The sequence below is a fragment of the Candidatus Skiveiella danica genome (assembly GCF_022705245.1).
Taxonomy (GTDB): Bacteria; Pseudomonadota; Gammaproteobacteria; order Burkholderiales; family Burkholderiaceae_C; genus Skiveiella; species Skiveiella danica.
Genome location: NZ_JAKJEW010000017.1, coordinates 77,640 through 94,191 on the forward strand (window position 1 = coordinate 77,640; position 16,552 = coordinate 94,191).

The 16,552-nt window shown below is 65.9% G+C and carries 18 protein-coding genes; 6 read left to right on the top strand and 12 right to left on the bottom strand.

The annotated features are described in order from the left end of the window. Positions 1-165: 165 nt before the first annotated feature. Both ACMUOY_RS11330 and ACMUOY_RS11335 read right to left on the bottom strand, forming a co-directional pair. Positions 166-615, bottom strand: coding sequence for an acyl-CoA thioesterase (locus ACMUOY_RS11330; protein WP_413892826.1), 450 nt, complete (start codon positions 613-615; stop codon positions 166-168). A 15-nt stretch (positions 616-630) separates the two neighbouring features. After that, complete coding sequence (locus ACMUOY_RS11335) at positions 631-1,176, bottom strand: hypothetical protein (RefSeq protein WP_413892827.1); 546 nt, start codon at positions 1,174-1,176, stop codon at positions 631-633. Between the two features lie 165 nt (positions 1,177-1,341). On the opposite strand from ACMUOY_RS11335, the gene ACMUOY_RS11340 reads away from it, so the two are divergent. Next, positions 1,342-1,506: a hypothetical protein gene (locus ACMUOY_RS11340; protein WP_413892828.1), complete on the top strand. Its 165-nt coding sequence runs from the start codon at positions 1,342-1,344 to the stop codon at positions 1,504-1,506. An 81-nt stretch (positions 1,507-1,587) separates the two neighbouring features. Then, positions 1,588-2,547: a cation diffusion facilitator family transporter gene (locus tag ACMUOY_RS11345; RefSeq protein WP_413892829.1), complete on the top strand. Its 960-nt coding sequence runs from the start codon at positions 1,588-1,590 to the stop codon at positions 2,545-2,547. Positions 2,548-2,583: 36 nt separating this feature from the next. Here ACMUOY_RS11345 and ACMUOY_RS11350 read toward each other — a convergent pair whose 3' ends face one another. Then, the gene (locus ACMUOY_RS11350; RefSeq protein ID WP_413892830.1) at positions 2,584-3,498 is read right to left on the bottom strand and encodes an amino acid ABC transporter substrate-binding protein; all 915 of its coding nucleotides are present in this window, start codon (positions 3,496-3,498) and stop codon (positions 2,584-2,586) included. Then, positions 3,495-4,769 (bottom strand): dicarboxylate/amino acid:cation symporter, encoded by a 1,275-nt coding sequence (locus ACMUOY_RS11355; RefSeq protein ID WP_413892847.1) that lies wholly within the window; start codon positions 4,767-4,769, stop codon positions 3,495-3,497. Before ACMUOY_RS11355 ends, ACMUOY_RS11350 begins: the two co-directional genes overlap by 4 nt. 317 nt (positions 4,770-5,086) lie before the next feature. On the opposite strand from ACMUOY_RS11355, the gene ACMUOY_RS11360 reads away from it, so the two are divergent. Further along, on the top strand, positions 5,087-5,647 hold the full coding sequence (locus ACMUOY_RS11360) for a YSC84-related protein (RefSeq protein ID WP_413892831.1): 561 nt from the start codon (positions 5,087-5,089) through the stop codon (positions 5,645-5,647). Between the two features lie 206 nt (positions 5,648-5,853). On the opposite strand, the gene ACMUOY_RS11365 is transcribed toward ACMUOY_RS11360, so the two are convergent. The 5 genes from ACMUOY_RS11365 to ACMUOY_RS11385 form a co-directional block, all read right to left on the bottom strand. Next, entirely contained in the window at positions 5,854-7,428 is a 1,575-nt protein-coding gene (locus ACMUOY_RS11365) for a class I adenylate-forming enzyme family protein (RefSeq protein ID WP_413892832.1), read from the bottom strand. A 178-nt stretch (positions 7,429-7,606) separates the two neighbouring features. Next, positions 7,607-8,728, bottom strand: coding sequence for an ABC transporter permease (locus ACMUOY_RS11370; protein ID WP_413892833.1), 1,122 nt, complete (start codon positions 8,726-8,728; stop codon positions 7,607-7,609). 4 nt (positions 8,729-8,732) lie between these two features. Then, entirely contained in the window at positions 8,733-9,662 is a 930-nt protein-coding gene (locus ACMUOY_RS11375; RefSeq protein WP_413892834.1) for an ABC transporter ATP-binding protein, read from the bottom strand. 4 nt (positions 9,663-9,666) lie between these two features. Then, positions 9,667-10,650, bottom strand: a complete 984-nt coding sequence (locus tag ACMUOY_RS11380; protein WP_413892835.1) for an HlyD family secretion protein — start codon at positions 10,648-10,650, stop codon at positions 9,667-9,669. Between the two features lie 168 nt (positions 10,651-10,818). Then, positions 10,819-11,772: a prenyltransferase gene (locus tag ACMUOY_RS11385; RefSeq protein WP_413892836.1), complete on the bottom strand. Its 954-nt coding sequence runs from the start codon at positions 11,770-11,772 to the stop codon at positions 10,819-10,821. 205 nt (positions 11,773-11,977) lie between these two features. Here ACMUOY_RS11385 and ACMUOY_RS11390 point away from each other — a divergent pair, with 205 nt between their 5' ends. The 3 genes from ACMUOY_RS11390 to ACMUOY_RS11400 are packed head-to-tail and all read left to right on the top strand — an operon-like array spanning position 11,978 to position 14,459. Then, positions 11,978-13,639 carry an FAD-dependent oxidoreductase gene (locus ACMUOY_RS11390; protein WP_413892837.1) on the top strand — a complete coding sequence of 554 codons (1,662 nt, stop codon included), beginning with the start codon at positions 11,978-11,980 and terminating at the stop codon, positions 13,637-13,639. 17 nt (positions 13,640-13,656) lie between these two features. Next, positions 13,657-13,881, top strand: coding sequence for a DUF2783 domain-containing protein (locus tag ACMUOY_RS11395; RefSeq protein WP_413892838.1), 225 nt, complete (start codon positions 13,657-13,659; stop codon positions 13,879-13,881). Positions 13,882-13,925: 44 nt separating this feature from the next. Then, positions 13,926-14,459, top strand: a complete 534-nt coding sequence (locus ACMUOY_RS11400) for a VOC family protein (protein ID WP_413892839.1) — start codon at positions 13,926-13,928, stop codon at positions 14,457-14,459. Between the two features lie 16 nt (positions 14,460-14,475). On the opposite strand, the gene ACMUOY_RS11405 is transcribed toward ACMUOY_RS11400, so the two are convergent. The 3 genes from ACMUOY_RS11405 to ACMUOY_RS11415 all read right to left on the bottom strand — a co-directional run. Beyond that, positions 14,476-15,183, bottom strand: a complete 708-nt coding sequence (locus ACMUOY_RS11405; RefSeq protein ID WP_413892840.1) for a nucleotide-binding protein — start codon at positions 15,181-15,183, stop codon at positions 14,476-14,478. A gap of 55 nt (positions 15,184-15,238) precedes the next feature. Beyond that, on the bottom strand, positions 15,239-15,862 hold the full coding sequence (locus ACMUOY_RS11410) for a c-type cytochrome (protein ID WP_413892841.1): 624 nt from the start codon (positions 15,860-15,862) through the stop codon (positions 15,239-15,241). A 110-nt stretch (positions 15,863-15,972) separates the two neighbouring features. Continuing rightward, on the bottom strand, positions 15,973-16,552 hold a 580-nt coding region (locus ACMUOY_RS11415; RefSeq protein WP_413892842.1), incomplete at its 5' end, for a fumarylacetoacetate hydrolase family protein.

The following is a 16,552-nucleotide window of genomic DNA, read 5'->3' on the forward strand; positions in this document are numbered from 1 at the left end:
ATCCAGACATTCTCTACCCGTGTGGCCGGGGGGGCTGTCACCTGGAGAACTATTAGAGGAACCGCTCTTGCAAGAAGCGGGGGCGCCTTGCCGGTCCTGACGGGCATGCGGTCCCTGATTTCAATGTTTTTCGGCCATTTCCCAGCGTCGGGTGGTCCTTATGTGCTATGGACTTGATACCGACCCGGTCGCCATTACAGGGAGATAGACCTGGCAGAACTCGGAGGGCATGCGCCGTGCCCGTCCGCTGGAGAGTTCGATACAGACCAGCTCCCAGCGCCCGCGCAGGACGGTGGCCTGGTCATGGTCGCGAATCAGCTGAAAGCGCCGCTCCATGGTCAGCTTGCCATCGCTGGCGGTGAGCCAGGTGGCCAGGGTCAGCGCCTCGCCGAGCTGCGTGGGCAGCAGGTAGTCGTATTCGCCGCGGCGGATAGCCATGGCACGGTCCAGCCGCTGGTAGTCCTGCAGGCTCAGGCCCAGGGCCTCGGAATGCGCCCAGCCGGTTTTCTCGCACCACTGCACATACACCGCATTGTTGGTGTGGTTCAGGCCGTCGATGTCTTCGGGCCGCGGCATGGCCGGCCGGGTGAAGGGATTTGCGTAGTCCCAGTTCATCAAAAAGGGGCCGCGTCAGGGCAGGTCGATGTTCTGCATCACGCAAGGCGGCGTGCCGGGCATGTATCCATGCGTCCACTGGTGCTGCCCGATCGAGCGGACCCGGCCGGTGCCTGCATCGAAGTTCACATCGAAGTACTGCTGCACGTTCTGGCTCTGACAGTACAGCCAGGACCAGGTCAGCGTGTCGGTGCGCCGATAGGGCATTGAGGGCACGCTGGACGGACCCAGCAGGCGCAGCACCTGGTCCTGGGTCATGCCGGCCTGGATGAGGCCGAAGAAGCCTTCGTTCAGCACACCGACGATGCGCTGGAGCTTGCCGTCGGGTGCGACAAAGACCATGAAAGTCTGGGTGCCGCCCGGGCCGGTCGCAAAGGCCAGCTGCTGGCTGCCGTCGGCGTTCTTCCAGGTCATCGCGGGCTGGCCCATGGTGGCCACCACCTCCGGCAGTGTCGATGCGCCGGGCGTGAGCGCGCTGCTGCTGTATCCCGCGCAGGCCGACAGAAACAGGGCGCTGATCCCTGCAAGTCCGAGTCGCCGTATTGAAACCGCACGGTTCATTTCATCTCCTGGCCGGGTCGTCCCTCCGGCATGGCGTTGATTCTTGCACAGGCGCATCGGGCCCGAAAACTTGCCCGTGGACGAAAACCCTTCAGGCGCGCTTCAGCTTGCGGGACGAAGATGGCCGCATTGACATCGATTCACCTCACCCCGAAAGGCTCCTTCATGACACCGTCCTTGCGCGCCATCGTCCTGCCGTTCTTCAGCGTTGTTGTCGCCGCTCTGGTGCCGGTGGCCCTGGCCGCCTTTCTGACGATCCCCTTCAATCTGGGCGGACATCCCGGCGAAGCACGTGCAGCGGACGTGTCAGCCGGCCAGCACATGACCTGAGCCGAGCCCCGGCGTCTTGTGGCCTAGACTTCCCCTCAGTCACCCCATCGCCAGCGCGACATGACCCACAGGCCTTGACGAATGAAATACACCGAACTTGCCGACGACCCCGAAGACGCCGAGCACAGCCCCGCCGAGCGCATCGCCGCCGCCTCCCGCAGCACCTGGGTCAGTGTCGGCGTCAATGTGGTCCTGACGATCACCCAGATTGCCATCGGCATCGTGGCCAAGTCCCAGGGCTTGATCGCCGACGGCATCCACTCGCTGTCGGACCTGGTGGCCGACTTCGTGGTGTTGCTGGCCAGCCACCACAGCAAGAAAGATGCGGACGAAGACCATCCCTACGGTCACCAGCGTTTCGAGAACGCCGCATCGCTGGTCCTGGGCACTTTGCTGCTCGTCGTGGGCCTGGGCATGCTGTGGTCTGCGGCACGCAAGCTGGAGTCGCCGGAAACCGTTCAGACCGTCCATGTGATTGCGCTTTGGGTGGCCGGCGGGGCGCTGGTCGCCAAGGAGCTGCTGTTTCGCTACATGCTGGCGGTGGCCAAACGCGTCAAGTCGAGCATGCTGGTGGCCAACGCCTGGCACGCGCGTTCGGATGCGGCGTCCTCGCTGGTGGTCGGCATCGGCATCATCGGCAACCTGGCGGGTTACCCGATCCTGGACCCGATCGCCGCGGCCATCGTGGGCTTCATGGTCACCCGGATGGGATGGAGCTTCAGCTGGGATGCGCTGCACGACCTGATGGACCGCGCGGTGGACGAGCAGGAAGTCGCCGCCATTCGCCGCACCCTGACCGAGACCCCCGGCGTGTGCAATGTGCACGACGTGCGCACCCGCAAGATGGGCGACATGATCGTGGTGGATGCCCACATCGAGGTGGATGCCGACATCAGCGTCGAGGCCGGGCACGACATCGCCGTCGAGGCCCGCCAGCGCGTGCTGCAGCGCCACCGCGTGCTGAACCTGATGACCCATGTCGATCCCTGGCGCCGGCCCGATCTGGATCATGCACCGCGCGCCGGCCCTACGGTAGGCTGATGCCATGGCGCATCGTGCGCCGACGGGGAGGCCCGGTCAGTCCGCCGGCAGGCCGATGAGTTCGAACGAGCGGCGCAGTTGGGTGCTCATCGGCAGGTTCATCCGACCACCGGAGGGCAGCGGCCTCAGGAACCAGCGGTTGTACACAGCAGTGATCTCGCGGCTTTCGGCGAGGGTGCGCAGCGCCCGTTCGACCACGGCCTCGAACGCCGGGTCGTCGCGCGCCAGCATGATGCCGTAGGGTTCGAAGGAAAACAGGTCACCAACCAGGCGCACGTTGGCCGACTTACGCATCTCCACCAGCAACCCGCGCACCAGCACGTCGTCGGCGGCCAATGCGACCGCCGTGCCGGAATCGAGCAACGACAGCGCCTCGCGATAGTCCTGGGCGACGACGAAGCGCGCACCCAGCCGGTGCAGTCGGTCAAGCTCCCGCATCGCGGTCTCGTTGGTCGTGCCATGCACGACGGCAACGGCCTGGCCGCGCAGATCGTTGAAGCGCCGGATCGTGCTGCCACGGGGCACGGCCAGCCGCGTACCGGTGATGAAGATGACCGGCGAGAACGCGACCCGCTGCCGGCGCTCCGCCGTGTTGGTGGTCGCGCCGCACTCCAGGTCGACGGCACCCGATTCGACGCGTTCAATGCGGTCTTGCGGCGTGACAGGCACGTAGTCGATGGCAAGCGGTTTGCCGCCCAGTTCATCGCTGATGGCCGCCACGATCGCTGCACAGAGGTCCAGCGAGTAGCCCACCGGCCTGCCGCCGGCGCCCACATAGGAAAAAGGAACAGCTGCTGCCCGGTAGCCGACCTGCACGCGCCGGGTCTCCTTGATGTGGGCCAGGCGCCCACTCAGTGCTTCGGGCCAGTGCGCGGCGCCATCCGCGGCGGCAACCGGCCCCTCGCCGAACATGAGCAGCAGCGCCAGCAGCGCGGCGAGCCCGTTCTTCATGCCGGTTTCTCCCCAGGAGCCTCCGCCTCGGGTTCGGCCGTGGTCGGCCCGAGCTCACCTTCCCATTTGGCGACGACCGCGGTTGCGATACCGTTGCCGATGACGTTGGTTGCGGTGCGCCCCATGTCCAGGAACTGGTCGATGCCCATGATCAGCAGCAAACCCGCCTCAGGCAGGCCGAACGTGGGCAGCACTGCGGCGACCACCACCAGTGAGGCGCGTGGCACTCCCGCGACGCCCTTGCTGGAGAGCATCATCACCAGCAGCATGGTCATCTGCTGGCCGATCGACATCTCGATGCCGTAGGCCTGGGCGATGAACAGCGCCGCGAAGGCCTGGTAGACCATCGAGCCATCGAGGTTGAACGAATAGCCCAGCGGCAGTACGAGAGCTGTCACGTGCTCTTTGGCGCCGAAGCGTTCAAGCCGTTCCATGAGCTTGGGATAGGCGGCCTCGCTGCTGGCGGTGGTGAAGGCGATCAGCATCGGCTCGCGCACCATGGAGATCAAGGTGAAGACGCGCCCGCGCAGAAAGACGAAGCCGGCAGCGATCAGGACCACCCACAGAACGGCCAGACTTGCGTAGAAGGTGCCGATGAACTTGCCGTAGGTCGCGAGGATGCCGATGCCTTGCGTGGTGATGGCGGCGGCAATGGCGCCGAACACGCCCACCGGCGCAAACATCATCACGAATTCGGTCAGTTTGAGCATCGCGTGCCCCAACTCGTCGACGAAGCGCGTCACGGTCAGCGCGGGCTTGTCCGTCAGCGACGCGAGCGCGACGCCGAAGAAGATCGAGAACACGAGAATCTGGAGGATCTCGTTGGTCGCCATCGCCTCGAAGATGCTGCGCGGGAAGACATGAACGATGAATTCCTTCAGGCTCAGGCCACCGGTCTTGAGGTTGGTCGAGAGGCCCGCGTCGGGCAGCGGCAATCCCAGATTGGCGCCAGGCTGAAAGAAATTGGCCAGCGTCATGCCCAGCGTCAGCGAAACGAGGGATGCGGTGACAAACCAGCCCACTGCCTTCAGGCCAATGCGGCCGACGGTTTTGGTGTCGCCCGTGGCCGCGATCCCCGAAACCACGGTGGCGAACACCAGCGGCGCAATGATCATCTTGATCAGCCGCAGAAAGATGTCGGCGAGGATCGAGAAATAACCGGCAATGCTGGCGGCCGCCGCCGCATCGGCGGCCAGGTTGTTGGCAAGATAGCCAGCCAGTACCCCGGCGACAGCGGCAATGGCAATCAGGATCGTGAGCTTGTTGCGCATGAAATCCCCTTGGCTGGCACCGGCACCGATGCCGGGCTGGATGTTTTCATTCTGCCATAGGGGTGCGGGGATCCTAATGGTCTCGCGGGCTCCTTGCGCGGACATTTGTACTTCACCGTTCCCGTGCAACACAGCAGCCCACGCACATGGCTTTGTGGCGTGCCGGACCGTCGTTTTCGGATGGTGCCATCGAGCCCGGCACCTGCACGGCCGGCGAATACGGAGAGCACCGATTTTGCTCCAAGTCAACTTTCGACCGGTCCACTGGGGAGTACCATGGACTCTGTTTTCGGAGCATCTATCCGACAGGAGGCATCATGAAACGTCGCACCCTGATATGGGCATCCGCATGCACCCTCGCAGTGCCTGGCATTGCGTCCTCAGCCAGCAAGGCGGAATCGCAGGCCGAGGCGCGCAAGGCCGCACAAGAGGCGCTCAGTGCGGTCTACAAGGCGCAGCCCTCGGCGCGCAAGGCCGTTGAGTCCGCTGCCGGTTACGCGGCCTTCAGCAATTTCGGCATGAAGATCCTGATTGCCGGAGGCGGCTCCGGGAAGGGTATTGCCGTCAACAACAAGACCAAGGCGACGACCTACATGAAGATGGCCGAGATTCAGGCGGGCATCGGATTTGGCGTCAAGAAGTTCAAGCTCGTGTGGGTGTTTGAGTCCGCCCAGGCGTTGAATCAATTCGTGAATTCAGGCTGGGAAATCGGTGCTCAGGCCACGGCCGCTGCGAAAAGTGGCGACAAAGGCAGTGCCTATCAAGGCGCGGTCTCGGTGTCGCCCGGGGTCTGGCTCTACCAACTCACGGAAGACGGTCTGGCGCTGGAGCTGACCGCCAAGGGAACGAAGTATTACAAGGACAGTGACCTGAATTGAGAAGGGCGGCATTGGCTCACCTCTGCGGCGCCTGAATCGTTTCCGGTCATCGGCCACGCGCACCGGTGCCCCTTCCAAAGGCCGTATATCGAAGGTTGCCAATCCACCGCCTGCACCTTTTGGGCCGTCCTCGCGCGGGCGCGGCATGGGCCGGACGGTGGCGGATATTGGGCGTCCCCGCGTAGTAGTTAAGGCCGCCGAAGGGATCAAGAACTCACGGAGTATCGGTCGCGCAACTCCCTTTTGAGCACCTTGCCGATGGCGCTTCGCGGCAGTTCAGGCACGAGGTGCAGCGCGCTCAGACGCTGGGTCTTGCCGACGCGCGCGTTCAGCCAGTCTTTCAGGGCCTCGGCCGAGACCGGGTGGCCGTCGCGGGCCACGACAAAGGCCACGGGCGTCTCGCCCCACTCCGGCGAGGGCACGCCGACCACCGCGGCCTCTCCCACCGCCGGGTGCTCGACGAGCTGGGCCTCAAGGTCGCTCGGGTAAATGTTGAAGCCGCCCGAGATGATCAGGTCCTTCTTGCGGTCGAACAGTGTGAGAAAGCCGTCCGCGTCGAAACGGCCGACGTCGCCGGTGCGGATGAAGCGCTTGCCATCCGGCGCAAACCATTCGGCCTCGCGCGTCTTCTCGGGCTGGCCGTGGTAGCCGGTCATCATCCCGCCGGAGTGGCCTACCACCTCGCCCGCCTCGCCGGAGGGCACTTCGACGCCGGCCTCGTCGATCAGGCGCAGGTCATGGCCTTCGGCCGGGCGACCGACGGTGTGCAGCTTGTCGGGGTGGTTGTGGGCTTCCAGGATGAAGGTGCCGCCGCCTTCGGTCAGGCCATAGAACTCCACCAGGCCACCGGGCCAGCGTTTCAGCACGTCGGCCTTCAGCGCGGCATTGAAAGGCGCGCTGGTGCTGAACTTCATGCGGAAGCCGGACAGGTCGTGCACGTCGAAGTCGGGCCTGGCCATCAGCCGCTGGTACTGCACCGGCACGAGCATGGTGTGGGTGACACGGTGGATTTCGGCCAGGCGCAGGTAGGCGGCAGCGTCGAATTTCGGCATCAGCAGCACAGTGCCGCCGAAGGCCAGCGTGGGAAAGAACACCACCAGCGTGGTGTTGGAGTACAGCGGCGTGGACAGCAGCGTGACGGTGTCCGGCCCGTAGCCGTAGGTGGCGCCGCGCGTGACGTGGGCCCAGCGCATGCCGTGCGACTGAACGATGCCCTTGGGCGCGCCGGTGGTGCCGGACGAATAGATGATATTGAATGCCTGCGCGGGCTGCAGGGCGACGGGCGTGGGCTGGGCACCTGGCGCGGCGAGCCAGGATTCCAGCGGCTGGCCGGCGGCGGAACCATCCAGCGCGATGTGGGGAACTTTCCCGGCGCCCGCCTCGCCGACGGTCTCAGCCGCGGCTGCATCGGTGAACAATAGCCGGGCGCCGGCGTCGGCCAGCATGCGCGCCAGGCTGTCGGGCGTGCTGCCGGGGGCCAGTGGCGCCACGACGATACCCGCGCGCAGCGCGCCCAGGAACACAGCGGCGTAGTCGATGGAGGAGGTCGAACAGATCGCGATGGCATCCCCACTCTGCAGGCCGTCGCGCTGCAGTGTGGCAGCGACCCGGTCCATCAGGGCGTCGAGCGTGGCGTAGTTCATGGTGCGGTGGTCGTCGCCTGTGCATTCGACCAGCGCGCGGCGCGTGGGAGCGGCCAGCGCGTGCTCGCGGATCAGGTCGGGAATGGCGCGGAATCCCGGTGGGCTGGTCACTGGATGAGGCAGGGAAAATGTCGTCATGGTGCCGTGCGGAGATGGGAATGCCAAATCATAAGGAAGAGGACGGTGTTTGAGGCGTCCCGAAGGCGATTTGCAAGCTTTTTTGGCACTTTCCCATCGTCGAATGGTCATAGTTAGCTATTAATATGAGAGTGTTTCGGCGGCCGGTGACACGGCTTCCGGTCGTGCCCTCCAGCGCTCAGTCGAGCGTGCGCCGGAACGTCTTCAGCCCCAGCGCCAGCACGGCGGCGGTGAACAGCAGGATCGGCCAGACGTGCGGCCACAACATCTCCACGCCGTTGCCCTTGAGCAGGATGCCACGCACCAGCACCAGGAAATGCGTCAGCGGCAGCACGTTGCCCACCACCTGCGCCCAGCCGGGCATGCCCAGGAAGGGGAACATGAAGCCCGACAGCAGGATCGACGGCAGGAAGAAAAAGAAGGTCATCTGCATCGCCTGCAGCTGGTTGCGCGCCAGCGAGCTGAAGGTGATGCCCAGTGTGAGGTTCGCGCAGATGAAGAGCAGCACCGCGCCGTAGAGCAGCAGCAGGCTGCCGTGCATCGGCACGTCGAAGATCCAGCGCGCCGCCAGCAGGATCAGCGTGACCTGGATCAGGCCGATCAGGATGTAAGGCACGATCTTGCCGGTCATCACCTCGGTGGCCGTGGCCGGGGTGGAGAGCAGGTTCTCGAAGGTGCCGCGCTCGCGCTCGCGCGTCATGGCCAGGCCGGTCATGAGCACCATGGTCATGGTCAGGATCACGCCCATCAGCCCCGGCACGATGTTGTAGGCGGTCAGGCCCTCGGGGTTGTAGCGCCGGTGCACGCGCAGGTCCACCGGCGGCATGGGCGTGCGCTGCAGGCCCGGCAGGTCGGGGGCGAACACGCGCGCGCCAAGCTGGTTCAGCACCGAGATCGCGCCGCTGGCGGCCATCGGGTCGGTGGCGTCAGCCTCCACCAGCAGCGTGGGCGGCTTGCCGCGCACCAGGTCGCGGTGAAATCCCGGCGGAAACGTCACGACGAACTGCACCGCGCCCTGGTCCAGCAGGCGGCCGGCTTCGCGCTCGTCCACGCTGCCGACGATCTTGAAGTAGTCGCTATTGGCCATGGCGGCCACGTAGGCGCGTGCGTACGGCCCGGGGTCGGCCATGACCACGGCGGTGGGCAGGTGCCTGGGGTCGGAGTTGATCGCGAAGCCGAACAGCAGCAGCTGCAGGATCGGCACGCCGATGATCATGCCGAAGGTGAGCCGGTCGCGTTTGAGCTGGATGAACTCCTTGATCAGGATGCCGAGCCAGCGGGAAAGCGAAAAACCGTTCATGGCCTCAGGCGTGCAAGGGGTCCTGGGAGCCCTGCATCAGGTCGATGAAGGCGTCCTCCAGCGAGGGCACCATCGGCGCCATGGCCAGCTCGGTTTCGGCCAGGAAATCCTGCAGGCTGGCCCGCAACTGCTCGCCATCGCGGCCGCTGACATGCAGCGTGGCGCCGAACGTGGCCACCAGGTCCACGCCGGGCAGCGCGCGCAGCGCCGGGCTCAGGCCATGGAGTCCGTTGCCGCTGATCTCCCAGGTGTGCAACCGCTGGCCGGCCACGATCTCGGCCGCCGTGCCCGAGGCCAGCAGGGTGCCCCAGGCGATATAGGCCAGGCGGTGGCAGCGCTCGGCCTCGTCCATGTAGTGGGTGGACACCAGCACGGTGATGCCGGCGGCCGACAGGCGGTGAATCTCTTCCCAGAAGTCGCGCCGGGCTTTGGGGTCCACGCCGGCGGTGGGCTCGTCGAGCAGCAGCAGCCGGGGCTTGTGCAACAGGCAGCCAGCGAGCGCCAGCCGCTGCTTCCAGCCGCCCGAGAGCGTGCCGGCGAGCTGGTCACGCCGTCCCGTCAGGCCGAGTTCGGCGAGTGCCAGCTCCACCGCTTCGCGCCGGTGTTTCATGCCGAACATGCGCGCGATGAAGTCCAGGTTCTCGGCCAGCGTGAGGTCTTCCCAGAGCGAGAAACGCTGCGTCATGTAGCCCACCTCACGCTTGATGGCGGCGCTCTCGCGCAGCACGTCGCGGCCCAGGCAGGTGCCTTCGCCGCTGTCGGGCGTCAGCAGCCCGCACAGCAGGCGGATCGAGGTGGTCTTGCCGCTGCCGTTGGGGCCGAGGAAGCCGAAGATCTCGCCCTGATGCACCTGCAGGGCCAGGTCTTTCACGACGTGCTTGGTGCCGAAGCGCTTGTTGATGCCCCGCACATCGATGACCAGCGGCGCCGTCACGGGCTCAGTTCTCCACCAGGCGCACATCCACCGGCAGGCCCGGGCGCAGCGTGGGCGCCTGTTCAGGCGCGGCGGCGGCCTCGACCCGGAACACCAGCTTCTCCCGGCTGCCCCGGCTGTAGATGACCGGCGGTGTGTACTCGGCCTGCGGCGCGATGAAGTCGATCGTGGCGCGAATCGGTTGGGCGCAGCCGTCGCAGCGGGCCTCGACCGTCTGCCCCGGCTTGAGCGTGGCGACCGCAGTCTCGGGGACGAAGAAGCGCACGCGCCGGCGCGCGTCCGGAAGCAGGCTGGCCACGGGCGCGCCTGCGGCCACCCATTCCCCCGGGCGGTAGTAGGTCTCTGTGATCTCTCCGTGCGAGGGCGCTCGAACCACCTTGCGGTCCACCTGCCACTGGCGCTGGGCCACCTGGGCCACGGCGGCTTCGGCCTCGGCCTGTGCGGCGCGCACCTCGGGCTCGCGCCCCACGGTGATGCGGGTGGTGGCGAGCTCCTGGCGCAGGGATTCGACCTGGGCGGCATCACGGGCTTTCGCGGCACGCACTTCGTCCACGCGGGCGTCTGACACAAACTTCGAAGCGGCCAGCGCCTGTGCCTGTTCCAGCTGGCGCGTGGACAAGGCCAGCCCAGCCTGTGCCACCCGCAACTGGGCTTCGATGGCCGCCACTTCGCTCGGGCGGCGCGGTTCACTGAGGTTTCGCACTTTTTGGCGGGCCGAATCGGCACGGGCTTCGGCTTCGCGCAGACCCTGCTGCTCCGGCACAGCCTCGACCGAAAAAACCGGCGCGCTGGCGGCCACGCGGCTGCCGCGCGCCACCGGCAAGGTGTCGAGATAGCCGCCCAGCGGCGCGGCCAGGTACATCCATTCGCCTTCGATGTAGCCTGCGTAGCTGCGGTCGGGCGCCGGGTTGCAGCCGGCGAGCAGGACTGCCAGCAGGGTGGTGGCCACCGTCGGCAAGCAGAGGGTTCGCGTGAGGTTCGGGGTCATGAGCGTGCCGGCCGGGCGCCGTGGGGGCGAACCCGTATCGCACATTGTGTCACGGGCTGCTTCGGGGGCCAGAAACAGCATTCGGGAGGCATTTTGGCGTCATTTTGGCATTTTCCCAGCGCCGGATGGCCATGGAAAGCTATCAAAACAGGAGTCTACTTTTGCCGGTCAGGGCCAGGCCATCGTGGCCAGCCCGGCCGCCATCGCCAGCCCGTGCAGGCTGGCCGCCGCAATCGTCAGGGCGATGGCCGGTCGCAGGCGCTGCGGCGCGGCGGCGTGGCGCCACAGCAGCCCGGCTGCCGCCAGCGACAGCGGTAGCGACACCAGGCCCCACATCGCAGCTCGCGGCGTGATCAGCAGCCAGACGCTCGTCGCCAGCCAGCTGTGCGCCAGCAAGGCCAGTCCCAGGTAGAACCCGGCGGCCGGAATCGGCCCGAGACGGACCACGAGCGTGCGCTTGCCCACCCGTGCGTCCGGCTCGGCGTCGGGGAATCCGTTGATCAGCAGGATGTTGGCGAGCAACAGGGCCAGGCTGACCGCGGTGGCGGCCGTGATGACCGAAAAATGCCCGCGCTGGGTGTAGTCCGCGCCGAGCACCACCAGCCACCAGGCCAGCGCCACGGCCGCTTCGCCCAGGCACCGCGACATCAGGGCCAGCGGCGGCGCCGAATACGCCCAGGCCAGGAACAGGCCAGCCGCGCCGATGGCCAGCAGGCCGGGGCCGCAGAGAACCGCCAGCCACAGCCCGAGGGGAATCAGCGCCAGCAGCAGGAAGGCTGCCCAACGGCCGGTGTCCGCCACACTGACCGCCCCGTTCTGGATCAGCCGCGAACCGCCGGTGAACGGGAACAGGCCCTGGTCGTTGGCCGCATCCGCGCCGTTGCGGGCATCGAAGTAGTCGTTGAGCACGTTGGCCCCGGCGTGCGCCACCAGGGCCAGCAGCAGGGTGGCCAGTGCGCGAGGCACCTTCAGGCCACCGGTGCAGACAGCCGCCGTCGACAGGCCGAGCAGGCAGGCCACCGCTGTCACGGTGAGAAAGGCCGGGCGGGTCATGCGCAGCAACAGGCGCCCGTCGCGTGGGGGCGTCGGCGTGCCGGGGGGTGGCGGCGTCAAGGGGGCCATGCGTCATTCTGGACCGGCCTGGCCACAGGCGCTCTGCGCTGGCGCAGGAACCGGCGCCGGCGTTTTCCGCTTGCCCGCTGCAATCGATCACATTAGAATTACGTTTAGGATAATCAATTTACCAATAGTAAATCGCCAGATCCGACCCCGGAGCAGACGTTGCGAGGGCCGGGATCCAAGCGGTTGACCACCAGGAGACAGGCCCATGGGGACCTACACGTACCCGAAATTTCCCTACACCGCCCCGGCCGACCTGCTGGCCGGCGCCCCGCAGCGCCGTCCGCTGATCATCGTGGGCGCCGGGCCGGTCGGTCTGGCAGCGGCCATCGACGCACGGCTCAAGGGCCTGCCGGTGCTGGTGTTCGACGACGACGACACCGTGTCGATCGGCTCGCGCGCCGTCTGCTACGCCAAACGGGCGCTCGAAGTGCTCGACCGCCTGGGCGTGGGTGACCCGCTATGCGAAAAGGGCGTGAGCTGGAACGTGGGGCGCACCTTCTTCCGCGAGAAGGAGGTGTATCGCTTCGACCTGGTGCCCGACGCCGGCCACAAGCGCCCCGGCATGATCAACCTGCAGCAGTACTACCTGGAAGAAGTGATGGTGGCCCGTGCCCTGGAACTGGGCGCCGACATCCGCTGGCGTTACAAGGTGGTGGGTGTGCGCAACGAGCCGGACCACGTCAGCCTGCGCGTGGACACCCCTGACGGCACCTTCGACATCGAGGCTGACTGGCTGATCGTGGCCGACGGCGCGCGCAGTCCGATCCGCAACATGCTGGGCCTGGAGATCGAGGGCCGCATCTTCATGGACCGTTTCCTGATCGCCGACGTGATCATGAAGGCCGACTTCCCCGCCGAGCGCTGGTTCTGGTTCGACCCGCCGTTCCACCGCAACCAGAGCGTGCTGCTGCACAAGCAGAGTGACAACGTCTGGCGCATCGACTTCCAGCTCGGCTGGGATGCCGACCCCGAGGAAGAAAAGAAGCCCGAGAACGTCATTCCCCGCCTCAAGGCCATGCTGGGCGACGAGCGCCCATTCGATCTGGAATGGGTCAGCATCTACACCTTCCAGTGCCGGCGCATGAAGGACTTCCGCGCCGGGCGCGCGCTGTTCGTGGGCGATGCGGCGCACCAGGTGTCACCCTTCGGTGCTCGCGGCGCCAACTCGGGCTTCCAGGACACCGACGAACTGATCTGGAAGCTGCAGCTCGTGATGGACGGCAAGGCGCCCGAGGCGCTGCTCGACACCTACAGCGCCGACCGCACCTTCGCCGCCGACGAAAACCTCATGAACTCCACGCGCTCGACGGATTTCATCACACCGAAAAGCCGCGTCAGCAAGGTCTTTCGCAATGCGGTGCTGGACCTGGCGCAGGACCATCCGTTTGCGCGCCGGCTGGTGAACTCCGGCCGGCTGTCGGTGCCGGCCTTCCTGACGAAATCGGCCCTGAACACGCCCGACAGCGACAGCTTCGCCGGCGACATGGTGCCCGGCGCGCCGATGGACGATGCCCCAATCCAGCGGGCCGGCCAGGACGCCTGGCTGCTCGACCAGCTCGGCAACCGGTTCCAGCTGCTGGTGTTTGCCGACAGCGCGGGTGCGGTGGATGCGGCGACGCTGGCGCAGTTCAAGTCGCTCGCCGGCGATGCCATCGCCGTGGAGCCCGTGGTCGTGACGCCATCGGGTGGCCAGATCGACGGTGTCACCGTGCTGGCCGACTCCCAGGGCCTGGTGGCCCGCCGCTACGACGCCAAACCCGGCACCGCCTACCTGGTCCGCCCGGACCAGCATGTGGCCGCGCGCTGGCGCGCCTTTGATCCCCCCCGAGTGCGCGCCGCCGTCGCCCGCGCAACCTGCAACGCCTGAGCCCCAAGGAACCTGCCATGCCCCTGCAACTCCAGCCCAACCTCAAGGAACCCGGTCAGCGCTATTTCCGCGAATTCTCGCCGGGCGACGACTTCTATGAAGCGCTGATCGAGACCCATCGCGACCTCAGCGACGAGCAGAGCGAGGCCCTGAACGCCCGCCTGATCCTGCTGCTGGCCAACCACATCGGCGACATCGCCGTGCTGCGCGAAGCCCTGGCCCTGGCGCGCCGAAACGTTTAGGCCGAAACTTCCTGTTCCATCCATCCAATATCCTGGAGACAGACATGCAAATCACCAAGATCCACCACGTCGCCTACCGCTGCAAGGACGCCAAGGAAACCGTGGAGTGGTACGTCAAGCACCTGAACATGAAGTTCGTGCTGGCCATCGCCGAAGACCAGGTGCCGTCCACGCACGCACCCGACCCGTACATGCACCTGTTCATGGATGCCGGCCAGGGCAACGTGCTGGCCTTCTTCGAGATCCCGAACTCGCCGCCGATGGGTCGCGACGAGAACACCCCGGAATGGGTGCAGCACATTGCCTTTGAGGTGGACAGCGTGAAGACGCTGGAGGAAACCAAGGCGCGCCTCGAAGCGTCGGGCATCCCGGTGGTCGGCCTCACCGACCACACCATCTTCAAGTCAATCTACTTCTTCGATCCGAACGGCCACCGTCTCGAATTGGCCGCCAATACGGGCACGCCCGACATGTACCGCAAGCTCGACGAAGTGAAATGGGACATGCTCGAAGAATGGAGCAAGACCAAGCGCGCACCCAAGCACGCCGCCTGGATGCACGAAAAAGAATTCGGCTGAGTTCGAAAGCCCGGGGTCAGGGCTTGAGCGTCGCGTCCTCAATCAGCACCTTGTAGGTGTAGCCCGCACCGAAATCCTTGTTCGTGCGCACCACGCCCGAGACGGTGACCACATCGCCGACCTTGGCCTGCGCCTGCGTCGTGACGAGGATGTCATTCGTTTCCTTGGCCGCATCGCCGGAGCCATCGCGCAGGTGGACCCAGTTCTTGCCCATGATGGCCGGGTTGAACTTGACGACCTGGCCGGCAACCACCACGGGCTTGTCCTTCAGTTCGGCAGATTTGGTGTGGACTTCAGCCACGGTGCGCGCGTTGGCGCCACTCGCCTTGGGCACCTTGATCGGCGCCGTCGCGGCAGTTACCGCCTGGGGTGCGTTTGCATGCGCCGAGGCAAACTCTTTGCCCCCGGTTCCAGCCAGGGTGCCGAACACGATGGTCGGGAAGGTCTTTTTCAGCACCTTGCTCTCGAAATTCTTCATGACCGACGGATTCTCGATGGTCACTTTCGCGCCCACCTTGACCGGTGCCTTGCTGACAGCTGCCCAGGTCTCGCCATCCCGGGTCTTCAGGCGCAGGTAGGTGTAGATGTCGACGTCCTTGACCTCAAGGACCTCGCCGCTCACGACGTTGGACGCCTTGGCGGAGGGGGTCGGGGCATCAGCCGCCCACGCCAGAGTCGGAAGGGAAACGGCAACAGACAGGCAGAGCGCCAGCAGGATTTTCATGAATAGGAGCCTTGAGTCACGGGTGAGGCGAGCTTACCAGCAAGCCTCCCCTAGGCTACGGCATGGAGGTGACGTAGGCGACGACCGCATCAATGTCGGCATCGGTCATCAGCTTGGTGTTGGCGGCCATGAGCGGATCGGTGCGCACGCCCTGGCCCACGCGGTAGCGTTTGAGTGTGACCGTCAGGTACTCGGGCTGCTGCCCGGCGACGCGGGCGAATTTTTCGCCACCACGCCCGTCTTCGCCATGGCAGCGGAAGCAGGTCTTGCCGTAGTACTCCTTGCCACGTGCCACCAGCGCCGGCTTGGTGGGAGGCTTCGGGGTGACGGGCTGGGCGGCATAGAACAGCACCATCCCGACCTTCTCATCGGCGGTCATGGCCTTGATCATGCCTTCCATGAACTCGTTGCGACGGCGCCCGTCCGCAAACTGGCGCAGCTGTTCCAGCAGGTAGGCCGGGTTCTGTCCGGCCAGGTTGGGCGTGTCGGCCTTGGGGCTGTTTCCGCCTTCACCATGGCAGTTGGCGCAGAAGGCGGCCACCTTGCGGCCAGTCTTGAAGAGGGATTCGTTGAGTTTCGGGTCGCTTTGGGCAGCCTGAAGTCTGGCACTCAGGTCGACGTCGCCGGTCGTTTTGGCCGATTGCGCATGCGCCGGTGCTGTCGCAAACAGTGAAGACACGGCGGTAAGCAGAAGGGCGGAGACTTTGTTTGCCATGGCCATAACCCGATTGAGGAAAGGGATATTTTATTCCGTGCAGGCGACCGATCGTCGCGTTGTTCGATCGGGCTTCAGAGCATGAACGGCACCACCAGCTGCCGTTGCGTTCCGAGCCCTTGCACACCCAGCGTCAGGACATCCCCTTTTTTCAGGAACAGGGGTGGCTTCATGCCCATGCCCACTCCCGGCGGGGTGCCGGTGGTGATCACGTCGCCCGGCATCAGGGTCATGAACTGGCTGACGTAGCTGACGACCTTGGCGACGCTGAAGATCATGGTGCGGGTGTTGCCGGTCTGCATGCGGCGGCCGTTGAGGTCCAGCCAGAGATCCAGCCGTTGCGGATTCGCGATCTCATCCCGCGTCACCAGCCAGGGGCCGATGGGGCCAAACGTGTCGCAGCCTTTTCCCTTGTCCCAGGTGCCGCCGCGCTCGATCTGGAAGGCTCGTTCGCTGACGTCGTTGACCACGCAGTAGCCGGCCACATGCGACAGCCCATCCTTTTGCGGCACATGGCGGGCCTGTGCGCCGATCACCACCCCCAGCTCGACTTCCCAGTCCGACTTTTTCGAGCCCTTGGGCAGCATGACGGGATCGTCCGGTCCCTGGATGCAGCTGGTTGCTTTCATGAAAACAATGGGCTCGGCCGGGATC

What these genes read in the sequence shown, in the direction of transcription:
- ACMUOY_RS11395 (WP_413892838.1), top strand. Translation starts at nt 13,657, where the DNA reads ATGCCCCTGCAACTCCAGCCCAACCTCAAGGAACCCGGTCAGCGCTAT.
- ACMUOY_RS11400 (WP_413892839.1), top strand. Translation starts at nt 13,926, where the DNA reads ATGCAAATCACCAAGATCCACCACGTCGCCTACCGCTGCAAGGACGCC.
- ACMUOY_RS11390 (WP_413892837.1), top strand. Translation starts at nt 11,978, where the DNA reads ATGGGGACCTACACGTACCCGAAATTTCCCTACACCGCCCCGGCCGAC.
- ACMUOY_RS11350 (WP_413892830.1), bottom strand. Translation starts at nt 3,498, where the DNA reads ATGAAGAACGGGCTCGCCGCGCTGCTGGCGCTGCTGCTCATGTTCGGC.
- ACMUOY_RS11340 (WP_413892828.1), top strand. Translation starts at nt 1,342, where the DNA reads ATGACACCGTCCTTGCGCGCCATCGTCCTGCCGTTCTTCAGCGTTGTT.
- ACMUOY_RS11335 (WP_413892827.1), bottom strand. Translation starts at nt 1,176, where the DNA reads ATGAACCGTGCGGTTTCAATACGGCGACTCGGACTTGCAGGGATCAGC.
- ACMUOY_RS11365 (WP_413892832.1), bottom strand. Translation starts at nt 7,428, where the DNA reads ATGACGACATTTTCCCTGCCTCATCCAGTGACCAGCCCACCGGGATTC.
- ACMUOY_RS11380 (WP_413892835.1), bottom strand. Translation starts at nt 10,650, where the DNA reads ATGACCCCGAACCTCACGCGAACCCTCTGCTTGCCGACGGTGGCCACC.
- ACMUOY_RS11345 (WP_413892829.1), top strand. Translation starts at nt 1,588, where the DNA reads ATGAAATACACCGAACTTGCCGACGACCCCGAAGACGCCGAGCACAGC.
- ACMUOY_RS11360 (WP_413892831.1), top strand. Translation starts at nt 5,087, where the DNA reads ATGAAACGTCGCACCCTGATATGGGCATCCGCATGCACCCTCGCAGTG.
- ACMUOY_RS11330 (WP_413892826.1), bottom strand. Translation starts at nt 615, where the DNA reads ATGAACTGGGACTACGCAAATCCCTTCACCCGGCCGGCCATGCCGCGG.
- ACMUOY_RS11405 (WP_413892840.1), bottom strand. Translation starts at nt 15,183, where the DNA reads ATGAAAATCCTGCTGGCGCTCTGCCTGTCTGTTGCCGTTTCCCTTCCG.
- ACMUOY_RS11370 (WP_413892833.1), bottom strand. Translation starts at nt 8,728, where the DNA reads ATGAACGGTTTTTCGCTTTCCCGCTGGCTCGGCATCCTGATCAAGGAG.
- ACMUOY_RS11355 (WP_413892847.1), bottom strand. Translation starts at nt 4,769, where the DNA reads ATGCGCAACAAGCTCACGATCCTGATTGCCATTGCCGCTGTCGCCGGG.
- ACMUOY_RS11385 (WP_413892836.1), bottom strand. Translation starts at nt 11,772, where the DNA reads ATGGCCCCCTTGACGCCGCCACCCCCCGGCACGCCGACGCCCCCACGC.